The sequence below is a fragment of the Clostridium aromativorans genome (genome assembly GCF_020908015.1).
GTDB lineage: Bacteria > Bacillota > Clostridia > Clostridiales > Clostridiaceae > Clostridium_B > Clostridium_B aromativorans.
This window is the reverse complement of the sequence record NZ_JAJJPB010000011.1, coordinates 1-13798: the sequence shown is the minus strand read 5'-3', so window position 1 is coordinate 13798 and position 13798 is coordinate 1. Positions and strand designations below refer to the sequence as shown.

The window sequence follows — 13798 nt, the reverse complement described above, 5'->3', positions numbered from 1 at the left end:
TTCAAATGCAGCTGTCAAAAAAAATAACAGCCAGATAGTCTTTAGCTACCTGGCTGTTACTATTTCCAATAAAAAATAAGTTTTATCAACTGTACAATCAATACAATAATAAATATTACATTGATTACAAAATAGCATATTATTTTTTCCGAATCAAACTTAAATGCAAATAAAATCACAATAAAATTGACCATTACAAATAATATATACTTTTTGTCCGGCTTTCTATGAATTTTCACTGCAGCTGCTATAGACAAAATCAAAATTATCACCAAAGTCCAGATAATTTTATTTCTCATAAAAAAATTATCATATCTTTCATTTTCATATACAAGCCAACGCATTATACCCATTTTCTCATTGGACAAATGCCAAAAGATTGCAGAAAATAAAACAAGGCATATTTGAACAACGGAAAGGAATTTCTTGAAAACAGCTCTGATTTTCGTCATATCCTGCCTCTTATTTTCTAGGATCTCCTGTTTCTATTGGATTAGGAGCATTACCCGTATTTCCACTCCATTCATTCCATCCACCATCATAAAGAGAAATATTTTTTAATCCCATTACATCCGCATAAGTTAAAGCTTCTGCTGCTCTCCATCCTGTTCCGCAGAAAAAAGCTAACCTCTGATCCGGCGTAATTCCCCATTCTTTCCACATAGCAAGTATTTCATCCTTATTCCTCATCGTATTATCCAAATTTCTATAATCCTGTAGATTTGAAGAATCCGTGCCAGCATGTCCCCAAACCGCACCTGCAGGACGTCCCTTTGGCTTTATATAATCATATCCTGAGATTTTTCCTATATACTCGTCCCAACTTCTCACATCTACCAGCTTGCTGCCCTTTTTATCCGCCAGTATTTCCTTTGCCTGCGGCAGATCAATAATATAATTTTTGTTCACAGGAACCGTTGCCCCAAAAGAACTTACCGGTGTTTTCGGATTTGAAGTCTTCTGCAGTGCGTATCCTGCATTTTGCCATTTAGTAAATCCTCCATTCACTACTCTGACATCTTTAACACCCATATATTTTAATATTACAGCTACTCTAAAAGATGGCATGGAATCAGTTCCATACAATACAACTGTAGTATCTGTAGTTATTCCATTATTCTCAGCAAATTTCTGAAGCCTAGCATCGGATAGACGATTCCAAAGTGGGCCCTCCTCTACTTCATCTGTATTTATATGTACAGCTCCCTTTATATGTCCTATTTTTAAATAATCTGGAGATTTTGATTCATCGCCCCAGGAAACTTCAAAAATTTTATATTTACCACCATTATAGGTTTCAGGCTTCTTTCCATCTACTAAATCCTTAACCCACGAAACTGGAACCAATTCCTGATAATTAGGGTAGGATTCCATAGGAAGACTGGTGTCTTTAGCCCAATCTTTTACATCATAAGTATATAAATTCTTATATCCATTTTTAGATAAGTACTTGGCCACTTCAACATTATCTTTTCCATTTGCCGCATAAAGTACTATATTTTTCTCAGAAGATATTTTTTTCGTTTTCAATGCCTCTTTCAATCTCTTGTCCTTATCTTTATCCTTGACCTTCAACCATGCAGATGAAAAGTCTACAGCTCCTTTTATATGGCCTCCTCTTTTCACTACATCCAGTTTCCAGCCAATATAGGCATCATTTTCTCTGGTATCCACTACTACCCAATTGCTTTTTCCAAGATTGTCTTTTACCTCTTTAGTCGAAATACTCTTATAGCCTTCATCACTTTTACTCTGCTGCCCATTGCTGCAGGCAGATACTGCCAGTGCAAAAAACAACAAGGTAAAAAAAACAGTTACACATCTAATCCTTTTCCTCATTACAGCACTTCATCCCCTCTATAGTTTTATACAAAAGCAATTATATTCTACTACCTGTAAAGAGGCCAATCAAATAGAATATTCTTATTCTTACCATGTATACAATTACATTTTCTTATGAGCATTATCTGTAAGTTTATATTTTTGAAAATAGTATAAATTAAATTTATAAGCTAAAAATAGTTAGCAGAATGTAATTGAACATTACGAGGAGGTATAAAATGGAAAAACTACTGTATATTACTGCAAATACAAAACCTGAAGAGACATCTACAAGCAAGACCGTAGGAAGACGTTTTATAAACAATTTTATATCTAAAGTTCAAAACTACACTGTAGAAGAATTAGACTTATACAATGAAAATATTCCTGAAATAAATCACAGGATATTTAATGGAAGGGGACAGCTGGCTTCTGGAGATATTTATAATGCCCTATCAGAAGAAGATAAAAAATCAGTGGACAGAATCAATGTACTCTGTGATCAGTTTTTAAATGCAGATACTTATGTAATCGCAGCTCCCATGTGGAATTTAGGTTATCCTTCAAGGCTTAAGTCATATCTGGACTGTATTATGATAAATGACAAAGTCATTAAGATATCACAGGATGATGCAGTGGGACTCTTAGATGATAAAACTCGCAACATGGTCTATATACAATCCTGTGGAGAAATCTACCCCAAAATATTTGATTCCAAATTCAACCATGCCATTGATTATTTCAGAGATGTATTTAAGTTTCTGGGGGTAAATAAATTTGAAAGTATACTGGTTGAGGGCACAGATACATCTTCCGTTGGTATTGACAAAGCTATAAAAGATTCTCAAAAAGACATAGAGGATGTAGTAAATAAATTTTCCAAAACCAGTTTATCTTCATCAAGCAATTCTTAGGTTCAAATAGATTCTAACTTATCCGGCGGTTACCAGTTCTAAACCTGCCAGTTTTACAACATGGCAGGTTTAGAACTGGTACGCCACTGGATAAATATTTAAATAGAAATGAACTGTTGCACCAGTTAATAATTTACATGTACAAGCCAAAATTTTATATTTTTGTCGCTCCACCCCAAATCCCAAGGTACCCTGTTCCTATCTGTATTATGGCAGCTCACCAGTGAATATCCTCTGGAATCTGCACCTGTTACTACAGAGATATGAGTTATATCTCCTTTTTTTTCGTATGCTACGAAATCCCCTGGAATAAGCCTGTAGGAAGCCTTATAGACCTTTTCGTAACTCCCATGGGCGATGACCGATGCCCTTCCGCTGTATATCATATAATTTTTGAATCCATCTGCATTAAGCCAGGAACTGGTAGCTCCAGATCTGTCATAATTCCAGGCAGAATTTTTTCTGAATTTTCCGCCCTCGTGCAGTACCTGAGAGGCAAAATTAGCACAGTCACCACCTCTGGAATTATAGTTTCTATATTTTTTATTATAGGTATATCCATATTTTTTTTCTGAAGCTATACCACAGTACCTATCTGCGTATTCCACAGAAGATCTTCTCCTGTCCGTCATACTGGAAAAATCTCTTTTACTTTGAGACAATATATACTGCTTTACAGAATCCACCTTTAAATTATCTAAATTCAGAGAGTCTTCAAAGGGATCTTTGTACCATTCTTTTGTAATAATCCATCTTCCATCTTTTTTTACCATGTTCAATATATGTGAAGTTCCTATTCTACAACTGTTTATAAATTTTGGAGCATCCTTGTATATATATTTATATTCAGTGGAACATATCAAGTTGATGGAAAATTTATCATCACTGCCTCTCACTCTCTTAATTACTATATCAGGTATTATTTCAATAAATTTAGCCCCTTGTTTTTCTTCCCAATTCTTCAAATATTTCATCTTTTTCTCTTCATGTTCATAAGCCCAGATACCATATCTCGTATTTTTGTCATATTTAGATTCTATAAGCTTTAAATTACCATTTAATATGGCTTTATTTCTATCTTCAAATATTTGTTTCGCAGAATTTATGATCTCATTTTTCTCATCAATTTCTTCACCATGTATATCTTTAAAAGGGCATACAAAAAATATAACTAAAATTACCATTGTGATCATAAAAACTCTTTTTATTAAGGAATGTTTCATAAGCTATACTCCTCATACAATTTAATAATAGATTAAATTTCATATAATTTGTACACTTATTGTACCCAATTGTAAAAATAATCACCCTGTAAATTTTGATAAAAGCTTCATATTTATTACAGAATATCCACTATAATTTTTCATTGATTTTTCCGATATAATTTTTTACACTTTCATCTTTATAGGGGGCACCTTCATACCAATATTTTTTATTTTGGGACTTATCGTCAAAATATCTGGATTTTAGAATTATCTCAGGCCTATATTCAAAATGCAGTGTATCAAAATGACTCCATTTTCCTCCCCATACAAAATTATTCTTTTCAAATATTTCTACAATTTCTCTGGGATACTCTTTTATCCTCAGGCTTCCTTCTGTCCTGGGCACCCATTTCCAATAATCTCTTCTATCTCTAGCAAGATCAATAGCTATTCCAAAGGAATGAGGGCTCAACATACCTGTTCCAGAAATATACCTGTAATTGAAAGTACCGCTGCTGGGGAACAGACATTTTGAAATATCTCCCCTTTTTTGTGAAATAGGCATAAGTTCCTTCATTGCATTTTCAAGAGATATTGAAGCGCCATTATTTCCATTAAACTGAAATCTCCTATATCCTAAATTGGCCATTTCAAGATTTGACTCCACAGAATTTTTATTATCACCATACACCTCTTTTAAAAGAGAGTAAACTCTAAGCCTTCCTGGATCAGAATTTTTCTGTGCAGCTCCATCTACAGTTCCCAGCTGATAAGGTTGTTCCATCATATCCTGTAGATCTGTATTTTGAAATTTCTCTTCAAAACTTTTTTCCCTTTTATCATCATACAAAATTTTTTTACCTGATTTCATTACTATATACACACTGCCGCCATTATCCTTTTCCACATCTGTAATATATCCTGGATAGGCCATCATAAGACACAAAATGTCCTGCTTCAATGTAGTGTTGTAATCAACGGCCCTAACTTTTTCATGTATACTAAAACACATGCATATCAATATAAAAAATACAATTATCCTTTTCCTCATAAAATGAACCACTCCAATTTTACAATTATCAACAATTATTGTATGTACATATATTGACTTTATGCATGGCAATTATAATAATAGCTAATTACTTTTTTGCTCTTCAAGCCATTTAAGCACTTCTTTGGCAAGAGTTATTCTTCTGCTGACAAAAGAATGATCACCATCTAAAATTATTTCCTTGAGATCAACTTTCTGCTCCTTAAGTGACTGTACAAGAGGCATATAATGCTCCTCTAAAGGTGCTATTACGTCTTTTCTTCCGCCTATCATCAATACAGAATGATTTTTTAAATTCTCCGATATATTTAACAAATTCCATCTGTACTTATTTTTTACAATATCATCAATAAAATTTTGCACAGTCATGCCATTAAGAGATATAACTGCTTTTTCCCATTTTTTTGCAGCAGAATCCATTAGGGATTTACTCTTAGAAATATTTTCCGCATAGAGGCCAAAATTAAAACCTGCAATACACCCCACTGACTTGATCTCATCATGACCTGCTGCAGTTATAAGGGCACTGAATCCTCCCAGGCTGTGTCCAATTAAAATTATATTTTTATCATCAATTCTATATGATTTTTTGGCAAAATCTGATTTTAAAAATTCAATTGAGGATTCAACATCCTCAAGTACATGGTCTATTGAGTAATCTCCCCCACTTCCCCAGCTTCCTCTATAGTGAAATATCAACACGTTGTATCCACTTCTCAACAGCACATGAGCTAGATCAAAATTTTGTTCATATCCTGGAAATCCATGTAATAAAATTACTGTGGCATGAGGGCCTATACCCTGAGCTATGTATATTACCCCCAGAATTCTAGATCCACCGCTATTATAATCAACACCCTGTATCATCGCAGGGTAAGTTTCATCAAGCTCTTCAGGATCTGTCCATATTGTCTTAAAATCCATATAATCATCTTCCTCCCAAATTCTCACAAAGCAACTCCAATTTTGCAATATTTTTTACAATTTACATCAATAATTATATTCTATCAAAGTTTGTTATCATTGTTAATGTTTTAATTCTTAAAAGTTATAATATAAAAGCAGTATATTTACAAGCTATTTGCATTTAAATTTAATTTGCAATTAGCTCATTTATTGTATAAAATTAAATTACATAAATGAAAATTTTCGGGTAAAGCCGAAAATCAACTGAATTTGATATTTTATGCTTGTACCTTACACTTTAAATTAAGTTTGGGGTGTTAATTTTGTCAAAAGAAGAAATTTATAAATTAAAAAGGAAACTTGAGTCGTTGATCCGTCAAAATGCAAGTACAGATAAAATCTCGGAGGTGAACAACAAACTGGATGAGGCGCTGGAAAAATTTTTATACGAAAATCTTAAAAATACGACCATACCTAAAAAATAGTTTATCTCACAATTATGTATAGGAATTATATTGATTGTAAAAGATACTTCCTAAGCAACTTTTACAGTCAATATAATTTTAGTCCCATTTTTATTTAACTACACTTGACAATTTCTCTATTCTTAACTCTTTTTTCTAAATACTCCTTCATTGTTCTGTATTCTATATCCTCATCATTTTTTTCTACTATTATAGTCTCAATATAAGCATTGGCTGTATCAAGACAAGTAAATATTATCTTATCATGAATCAATGCAGTACGTCTTAGTTCAAAACCAGGTTTTTTACTGTCATATCCCTGAGTAGGTATATCAATAACTATATCTATTTTATTTTCTCCTATATACTTTACTACATCTTGTATATCAATTCTGGTACACTTAATTCCGTTTTTATCTAAAAATTCACAGGTTCCTGCAGAAGCAAAAATATTAAATCCCAATTTGTCATATTTTTCTATTACATGCACGGAATCAAGTTTATCCCTGTCATTTACAGAAACATAGACATTGCCTTTTTGAAAAATTTTAAACCCTGCTGCCTTGAAGGCCTTGTATACAGCTTTATCCTTATTAAAATCGACTCCCAGAACTTCCCCTGTGGACTTCATCTCAGGTCCCAGGGCTACATCCACCCCAGGCAATTTTTTACTGGAAAATACAGGCATCTTTACAGCATAAATATCACTGAATTTGTATTCATCTTGTCTGTAGCTGAAATCTTTTATTTTCTTACCAAACATAACCTGTACAGCTATTTCCACCATCGGTATATCTGTAACTTTGCTCAATATTGGTACAGTTCTTGAAGCTCTTGGATTTACCTCTATGACATATACTTTATCTCCGTCATAAGCATATTGTACATTCAAAAGTCCCTTTACATTCAGCTCCCTTGATATCTTCACCGTATAATCCTCTATTTTTTTCAGTACCTCTTCTGGTAAATCACTGGCAGGATATACTGCAATGCTGTCTCCAGAATGTACTCCTGTCCGCTCTATATGCTCCATTATTCCAGGAATTATCAAATCCTGTCCATCAGATATGGCATCTACTTCTATTTCTCTGCCCAATATATATTTATCCACCAATACTGGATACTCTTTTGACAAATTTACTGCATCCTTTAAATACTGGGATAATTCCCCGTGGTTGTATACAACTTTCATAGCTCTTCCCCCTATTACATAGGAAGGTCTCACAATTACAGGGTAGCCTATTTCATGCACCAGTTCATCTGCCTCTTTTAAACTTGTCACAGAACCCCCTATGGGCGAATTAATACCCAATTTTTTTAAAAGAACCCTAAATTTTTCTCTATCCTCCGCCACATCTATGGACTCAAAGGAAGTTCCCAACAATTTTACCCCAGCATCATTTAACTTTTTCGATAAGTTCAGGGCTGTTTGTCCTCCAAATTGTACTACAACCCCATCTACTTTTTCCTCATTTATAACGTTCATCACATCATCTATATACAGGGGATCAAAATAAAGTTTATCTGAAATATCAAAATCCGTGCTTACAGTCTCGGGATTATTATTTACTATAATGGCCTTATACCCTGCTTTTTTTATTGCCCATACACTATTCACACAGCAGTAGTCAAATTCTATTCCCTGACCTATTCTAATTGGGCCGGAACCTATTACAAGTATTTTTTTATCATCTGACACCATATTATCATCTTCCAGATCATAGCAGGAATAATAATAGGAAGTCTTTGCCTGAAACTCACCACTGCAGGTATCCACCATCTTGTACACTACCTTTATCCTGTTTACTTCCTTAATCTGTTTCAAATCCTCCAGCTTCATACCTATCAATTTGCATATATACTCATCCGTAAATCCCATAAGTTCAGCTTGTTGTATATTTTCCACAGTTGGAGCATTGTTTACCAATTTATTCTCCATCTCTATTATATTTTTTATCCTATTTATAAACCACTTATCTATTTTAGTTATTTCATAGAGTCTATCTACACTTATTCCCTTTCTCAAAGCTTCCGCCATGGCAAACAATCTTTCATCATCCTGTCTGTTCAATTTATCAATTATCTCCGGTATATCAAGTTTCTCCAGTTTATCCAGTTGAAGTCCTATTATCTTTCCCTCCAGGCTTATTACAGCTTTTAAAAGGGCACTCTCAAAGCTCCTGTCTATGGCCATAACTTCTCCAGTAGCTTTCATCTGGGTTTTCAAACTCCTATCTGCAGTTTTGAATTTGTCAAAAGGCCACTTGGGCATTTTGACCACACAATAATCAAGAGCCGGCTCAAAAAGGGCACTGGAACTTCCTGTAACATAGTTTTTCAATTCATCCAGAGTATATCCCAGTGCAATTTTAGCCGCAATTTTAGCTATTGGATATCCTGCCGCTTTAGACGCCAGTGCACTCGATCTGCTCACTCTAGGATTCACTTCTATAACCATATATTTGCTGCTCTCTGGATCCAGTGCGAACTGTATGTTGCACCCGCCTTCTATTTTCAAAGTTCTTATTATCTTTATGGCAGATCTTCTGAGCATTTGGTATTCCATGTCATTTAGTGTTTGAGAAGGGGCTACCACTATACTATCTCCCGTGTGTATACCTACAGGATCTAAATTTTCCATATTGCACACTACCATGCAGTTGTCCTTCTTATCCCTCATTATTTCATACTCCAGTTCCTTCCATCCCGCTAAACTCTGCTCCAACAATATTTGAGTTATGGGGCTTTCTTCTAGACCATTTTTGCATATTTCCAGATATTCCTCATAGTTGTTTGCAATACCTCCACCAGTGCCTCCTAAAGTATATGCAGGTCTTATTATAATAGGCAGACTAATTTTGTTTAAGAATTCTTTGCACTCATCCAGGTTGGTAGCTATGGTACTAACTGCTATGGGTTCGTTTATTTTTCCCATGAGATCTTTAAAACTCTTTCTGTCCTCTGCATTTTCTATGGATTCAACCTTTATTCCCAGTAACTCCACCCCATATTTTTCTAAAACCCCAGCCCTATTCAATTCCATTGCCAGATTCAAAGCTGTTTGTCCACCAAAGCCTGCTAAAACACCATCTGGTCTTTCTCTTGCTATTATTGCCTCTAATGATTCAACAGTCAAAGGTTCTATATAGGTTTTATCTGCAATATTTTTATCCGTCATTATAGTTGCTGGATTACTGTTTACAAGAACTGTCTCTACTCCCTCTTTTTTTATTGCTTCACAAGCCTGAGTTCCTGAGTAATCAAATTCTGCAGCTTGACCTATTATTATAGGACCCGATCCTATTATCAAAACCTTTTTCAAGTTTTCTCTTAACGGCATTATATCACTTCTCCTTGCTATTTATACTATAGAGTCATATATTTTAAAAATTTATCAAATAAATAGGCTGTATCTGTAGGCCCTGGAGAGCCTTCTGGATGAAACTGTACCGAAAATATAGGAAGTTTTTTATGTCTTATTCCCTCTACCGTATTGTCATTTAAATTCACATGAGTTACTTCAACAACATTTCTGTTTAAACTTTCTTTTCTAACTGCATAGCCATGGTTCTGAGATGTTATAAAAGCCTTATCCAGATTTCTGTCATATACTCCATGATTGCCGCCCCTGTGACCAAACTTCATTTTATAGGTATCTCCTCCAAGCGCAAGAGCTAATAATTGATGTCCCAGGCATATACCAAATATGGGAATACTGCCAATTAATTTTTTTACAGTGGGTATAATTTCATTTAAGTCCTTTGGATCTCCCGGTCCGTTGCTCAAAAGCACTCCACTGGGATGTATCTCCATTATATTCTCATAAGAAGAATTATATGGAAACACAGTTATATCACAATTTCTATATTTTAGATTTTCAATTATATTGTTCTTTGCACCAAAATCTAAAACCGCCACTTTAGGCCCTTTTCCCTCAATCCTTTTTATAAAAGGAGTACTTACCTGCTGAACTAGCTCTTTATCATCATTGGAATTCAGCATATTTTTTATTTCACTTATGGACTCATTTTTATTACATATCACACATTTCATAGTTCCCTTGGATCTTATCTTCTTAGTTATACTCCTTGTATCTATGCCGCTGATACCCACTATGCCGTTTTTCTCTAAAAAATTTGTAAAACTATCTTCACTTAAATAATGAGATGTATCATTGTAGATATTTTTTAATACTATCCCCTTTACCTGTATTTCTTTGGACTGGCTAAAATTATGGTTAACGCCGTAATTTCCTATATAAGGATAACACATGGTTATCACCTGTCCTCTGTAAGAAGGGTCAGTAAGTATCTCCTGATACCCTGTCATTGAAGTATTGAAAACCAGTTCTCCTGTAGTTATACCCTTTTTTCCTATAGCTTTTCCCATGAATACAGTTCCATCTTCTAAATACAATATGGAATTCATAATATTCCTTCTTTCTAAATATTACTGCACAAAGTTGCTACCATGACCGCCTTTATAGTGTGCAATCTGTTTTCTGCTTCATCAAATACTATAGAATGTTTTCCCTCAAACACTTCTTCTGTAACTTCTAATGCTTCATATCCAAACTTCTGGTATATATCCTCACCAGTATCTGTCTCCCTGTTGTGAAAAGCCGGAAGACAGTGCATAAACTTTACATTTTCATTTTCACAGGCTTCAATGAGTTTGCTATTTATCTGATAGGGCATCAGGGCTTCAATTCTATTTTTCCACAAGTTCTTATCTTCACCCATGGAAAGCCATACATCCGTATACAGGACATCTGCGCCCTTTACACTGCCATATATATCATCACTTATTGTAATGTTTCCTCCATTTTTATCCGATATTTTTTTACATTCTCCAATCAATTCATCCTCAGGAAACAACTCCTTTGGCGTTACAATTTTAAAATCAATTCCCATTTTCGCTGACCCTATCATAAGGGCATTTGCCACATTGTTTCTACCATCGCCAAGATATACAAAATTTACATCTTTAAGAGGTTTATTTACATGTTCTTCTACGGTTAAAAAATCTGCCAATACCTGAGTGGGATGATCCTCATCTGAGAGTCCATTCCACAGAGGAATTCCCGAATATTTTGCAAATATCTCCATATTTTTTTGTGAGAATCCCCTGTATTCCACTCCATCAAACATTCTACCCATCACCCTAGCAGTATCTTTTACCGATTCTTTCTTACCCATATGACTTCCAGTGGGACCTATATAAGTCACTGTAGCACCTTCATCATAAGCTCCCACCTGAAACGAACATCTTGTTCTTAAAGAATCCTTTTCAAATATAAGCGCTACATTTTTTCCCTGTAATCTCTTTTTTTCCTTTCCGCTGTGCTTTTCCTCTTTGAGTTTTTTAGAAAGATCCAGCAGATATCTTATCTCTTCCTGTGAAAAATCCTTAAGAGTTAAAAAACTTCTTCCTTTTAAATCAGCCACAAATATCTCCTCCTTGAAATCATTCTTTATAGGCGTCAAATCCAAACCATTTTACTGAAAGTTTTGAAAGTGTTCCATCCTTTTTCATATCTCCTATGATTTTATCTATTTCCTTTTTTAGTGAATCATCACCTTTTCTATAAGCCACTCCCATAGGTTCTTTGCTCAGCGCACCCGGTACTATTTTAAATTGGCCTTTTTTCTTCTGGATGTAATATCCACCTACCTGCTCATCCATTACTGCGGCATCAATCCTGCCTATGGACATATCTTGAAAGGCTTCCGTTATCTTATCATATTTTTTTAACTCCTTCACGCCTTTAATTCCATTCGCCACTTTTTCTCCTGTAGTACCTAATTCACAGGCTATGACCTTTCCCTTTAAATCATCTATTCCCTTTATATCCTTTCTTCCATTTTTTACTGCAATAATCTGCCCTCCATTTATATAGGATGTAGAAAAATCCGTGTTTTTCTTACGCTCATCTGTTATGCTTATGGATGCAATAGCCGCATCAAATTTATTTGAATCAAGAGCCAATATAAGTCCATTAAAATCCATAACTAGGAAATTTGCTTTAACTCCCAGCCTTTTTGCCACTTCATTGGAAAAATCCACATCAAATCCTACTAATTTACCATTGCTATCCCTAAATTCCATGGGAGGATATCCCTCTTCTGTCCCTATAGTGATTTTACCTGATTTTTTTACTTTATCCAGCAAATTTGAATTTGTACCATTTTTAGTAGTTTGCCCACAAGCTGTGAATAATACTATACTAAAAATAATCATAATTAAAGCCGCCATTAACTTTTTCATTATCAATCCCCCTTAATTTTAAGCAATTAAATATATACATTATCACAAATCATTGATATATTTTATAATTATACATAAATACTTATAAAAATGCAATATGCTTTAGTATATTTTTCTATTTATTCATCATAAGGCTGATATACTTGTTCAATTTACAATACATAATATATGCTCTCGATCTGGAAAACAAATAAGTGGATAAAAAAATCCGGCCTTTAATTTCAGCCGAAATAACCGCTAGTGAACTACCACCACTTATAGAAGTGGATGGCTTCTTAGTCAATATTCCTAACGGAACAAGTTTACCTAAGCTCTAAAGGTCGAACCAACCTCAATGTATTACCAAAATTATATGGCTAATTTCAGCAGATTTTTACTGGCGTTTATATCCCTGTCATGGTGTGTGCCGCATTTAGGACAGGTCCATTCCCTGAGTGCAAGATTTTTCACCTCTCTATTCTTATATCCACAAACTGAACACAATTGACTACTTGCATAATTACTGGGTGCCACTATTATTTTTCTGCCGTACCACTCAGCCTTGTATTCCAGCATTCTTCTGAATTCACTCCAGCTTGCTTCGCTTATTGCCTTTGCCAGCCTGTGATTCTGCTGCATATTTTTAACTTTTAAGTCCTCAATAACTATAGATTGGTTCTCTCTGATTAGTTTTATTGATAACTTATTTAAGAAGTCTGCCCTTTGATTCACTATCTTCTCGTGTAATTTAGATAATTTTAATCTAGTTTTTTTTCTGTTATTACTGCCTTTTTTCTTCCTTGATAGATCCCTTTGAAGTTTGACAAGCCTTTTTTCTGATTTTCTCAGATATTTTGGGTTGGCCTCTCTATATCCATCTGAACATATTGCAAATTCTTTTAGCCCCATATCTATTCCTATTTTTTTACTTACTTCAGGCAGCTTTTTAATCTCACAATTAACCAGTATAGATATAAAATATTTACCACTCGGAACCTGGGATACAGTACATGATTTAATTATTCCGTTGAATTCTCTATGCTGTTTTATCTTTATCATGGATTTTAATTTAGGTAATTTAATATGTTCATCTTTGATATAAACTGTTCCATTTTGATTATTGGTTGTATAACTGTTATAGTTACTTTTCTTACTTTTGAATTTAGGAAAACCTATTGATTTATCTCTAAA

Annotated in this window: 12 protein-coding genes; 2 read left to right on the top strand and 10 right to left on the bottom strand. The window is 34.3% G+C overall.

The genetic code is table 11. The features are described from left to right. Positions 1–59: 59 nt before the first annotated feature. Positions 60–452, bottom strand: coding sequence for a hypothetical protein (locus LN736_RS09770; RefSeq protein WP_150356000.1), 393 nt, complete (start codon positions 450–452; stop codon positions 60–62). A gap of 10 nt (positions 453–462) precedes the next feature. Next, the gene (locus LN736_RS09765; protein ID WP_229981481.1) at positions 463–1839 is read right to left on the bottom strand and encodes a rhodanese-like domain-containing protein; all 1377 of its coding nucleotides are present in this window, start codon (positions 1837–1839) and stop codon (positions 463–465) included. Between the two features lie 221 nt (positions 1840–2060). Here LN736_RS09765 and LN736_RS09760 point away from each other — a divergent pair, with 221 nt between their 5' ends. After that, positions 2061–2735 carry an FMN-dependent NADH-azoreductase gene (locus LN736_RS09760; RefSeq protein WP_150355998.1) on the top strand — a complete coding sequence of 225 codons (675 nt, stop codon included), beginning with the start codon at positions 2061–2063 and terminating at the stop codon, positions 2733–2735. A 125-nt stretch (positions 2736–2860) separates the two neighbouring features. Here the strand turns inward: LN736_RS09760 and LN736_RS09755 are convergent, their stop codons facing one another. From LN736_RS09755 to LN736_RS09745, 3 genes are all read right to left on the bottom strand, one after another. Beyond that, entirely contained in the window at positions 2861–3958 is a 1098-nt protein-coding gene (locus tag LN736_RS09755; RefSeq protein WP_229981480.1) for an amidase domain-containing protein, read from the bottom strand. A 130-nt stretch (positions 3959–4088) separates the two neighbouring features. Further along, a complete protein-coding gene (locus LN736_RS09750; RefSeq protein ID WP_229981479.1) occupies positions 4089–4991 on the bottom strand; it encodes a M15 family metallopeptidase in 903 nt (300 codons plus the stop codon). An 84-nt stretch (positions 4992–5075) separates the two neighbouring features. Next, the gene (locus tag LN736_RS09745; protein ID WP_229981478.1) at positions 5076–5942 is read right to left on the bottom strand and encodes an alpha/beta hydrolase family protein; all 867 of its coding nucleotides are present in this window, start codon (positions 5940–5942) and stop codon (positions 5076–5078) included. 278 nt (positions 5943–6220) lie between these two features. Between LN736_RS09745 and LN736_RS09740 the strand changes: the two genes are divergently transcribed. After that, positions 6221–6382 carry a hypothetical protein gene (locus LN736_RS09740; protein WP_229981477.1) on the top strand — a complete coding sequence of 54 codons (162 nt, stop codon included), beginning with the start codon at positions 6221–6223 and terminating at the stop codon, positions 6380–6382. A 94-nt stretch (positions 6383–6476) separates the two neighbouring features. Here LN736_RS09740 and carB read toward each other — a convergent pair whose 3' ends face one another. From carB to LN736_RS09715, 5 genes are all read right to left on the bottom strand, one after another. Beyond that, the gene (carB, locus tag LN736_RS09735) at positions 6477–9701 is read right to left on the bottom strand and encodes a carbamoyl-phosphate synthase (glutamine-hydrolyzing) large subunit (RefSeq protein WP_229981476.1); all 3225 of its coding nucleotides are present in this window, start codon (positions 9699–9701) and stop codon (positions 6477–6479) included. A gap of 26 nt (positions 9702–9727) precedes the next feature. Then, positions 9728–10789 carry a glutamine-hydrolyzing carbamoyl-phosphate synthase small subunit gene (carA, locus tag LN736_RS09730; protein ID WP_179977609.1) on the bottom strand — a complete coding sequence of 354 codons (1062 nt, stop codon included), beginning with the start codon at positions 10787–10789 and terminating at the stop codon, positions 9728–9730. A gap of 14 nt (positions 10790–10803) precedes the next feature. Next, complete coding sequence (gene argF, locus LN736_RS09725) at positions 10804–11808, bottom strand: ornithine carbamoyltransferase (RefSeq protein WP_150355992.1); 1005 nt, start codon at positions 11806–11808, stop codon at positions 10804–10806. Positions 11809–11827: 19 nt separating this feature from the next. Then, a complete protein-coding gene (locus LN736_RS09720; protein ID WP_150355991.1) occupies positions 11828–12628 on the bottom strand; it encodes an ABC transporter substrate-binding protein in 801 nt (266 codons plus the stop codon). Between the two features lie 348 nt (positions 12629–12976). Next, positions 12977–13798, bottom strand: an 822-nt coding sequence (locus LN736_RS09715; protein WP_229981475.1) for a transposase, incomplete at its 5' end; no start/stop codon positions are given.

Excerpts from the sequence above, each read along its gene's own strand:
- LN736_RS09770 (WP_150356000.1), bottom strand. The coding sequence starts at position 452 with ATGACGAAAATCAGAGCTGTTTTCAAGAAATTCCTTTCCGTTGTTCAA.
- LN736_RS09765 (WP_229981481.1), bottom strand. The coding sequence starts at position 1,839 with ATGAGGAAAAGGATTAGATGTGTAACTGTTTTTTTTACCTTGTTGTTT.
- LN736_RS09760 (WP_150355998.1), top strand. The coding sequence starts at position 2,061 with ATGGAAAAACTACTGTATATTACTGCAAATACAAAACCTGAAGAGACA.
- LN736_RS09755 (WP_229981480.1), bottom strand. The coding sequence starts at position 3,958 with ATGAAACATTCCTTAATAAAAAGAGTTTTTATGATCACAATGGTAATT.
- LN736_RS09750 (WP_229981479.1), bottom strand. The coding sequence starts at position 4,991 with ATGAGGAAAAGGATAATTGTATTTTTTATATTGATATGCATGTGTTTT.
- carB (WP_229981476.1), bottom strand. The coding sequence starts at position 9,701 with ATGCCGTTAAGAGAAAACTTGAAAAAGGTTTTGATAATAGGATCGGGT.
- carA (WP_179977609.1), bottom strand. The coding sequence starts at position 10,789 with ATGAATTCCATATTGTATTTAGAAGATGGAACTGTATTCATGGGAAAA.
- LN736_RS09720 (WP_150355991.1), bottom strand. The coding sequence starts at position 12,628 with ATGAAAAAGTTAATGGCGGCTTTAATTATGATTATTTTTAGTATAGTA.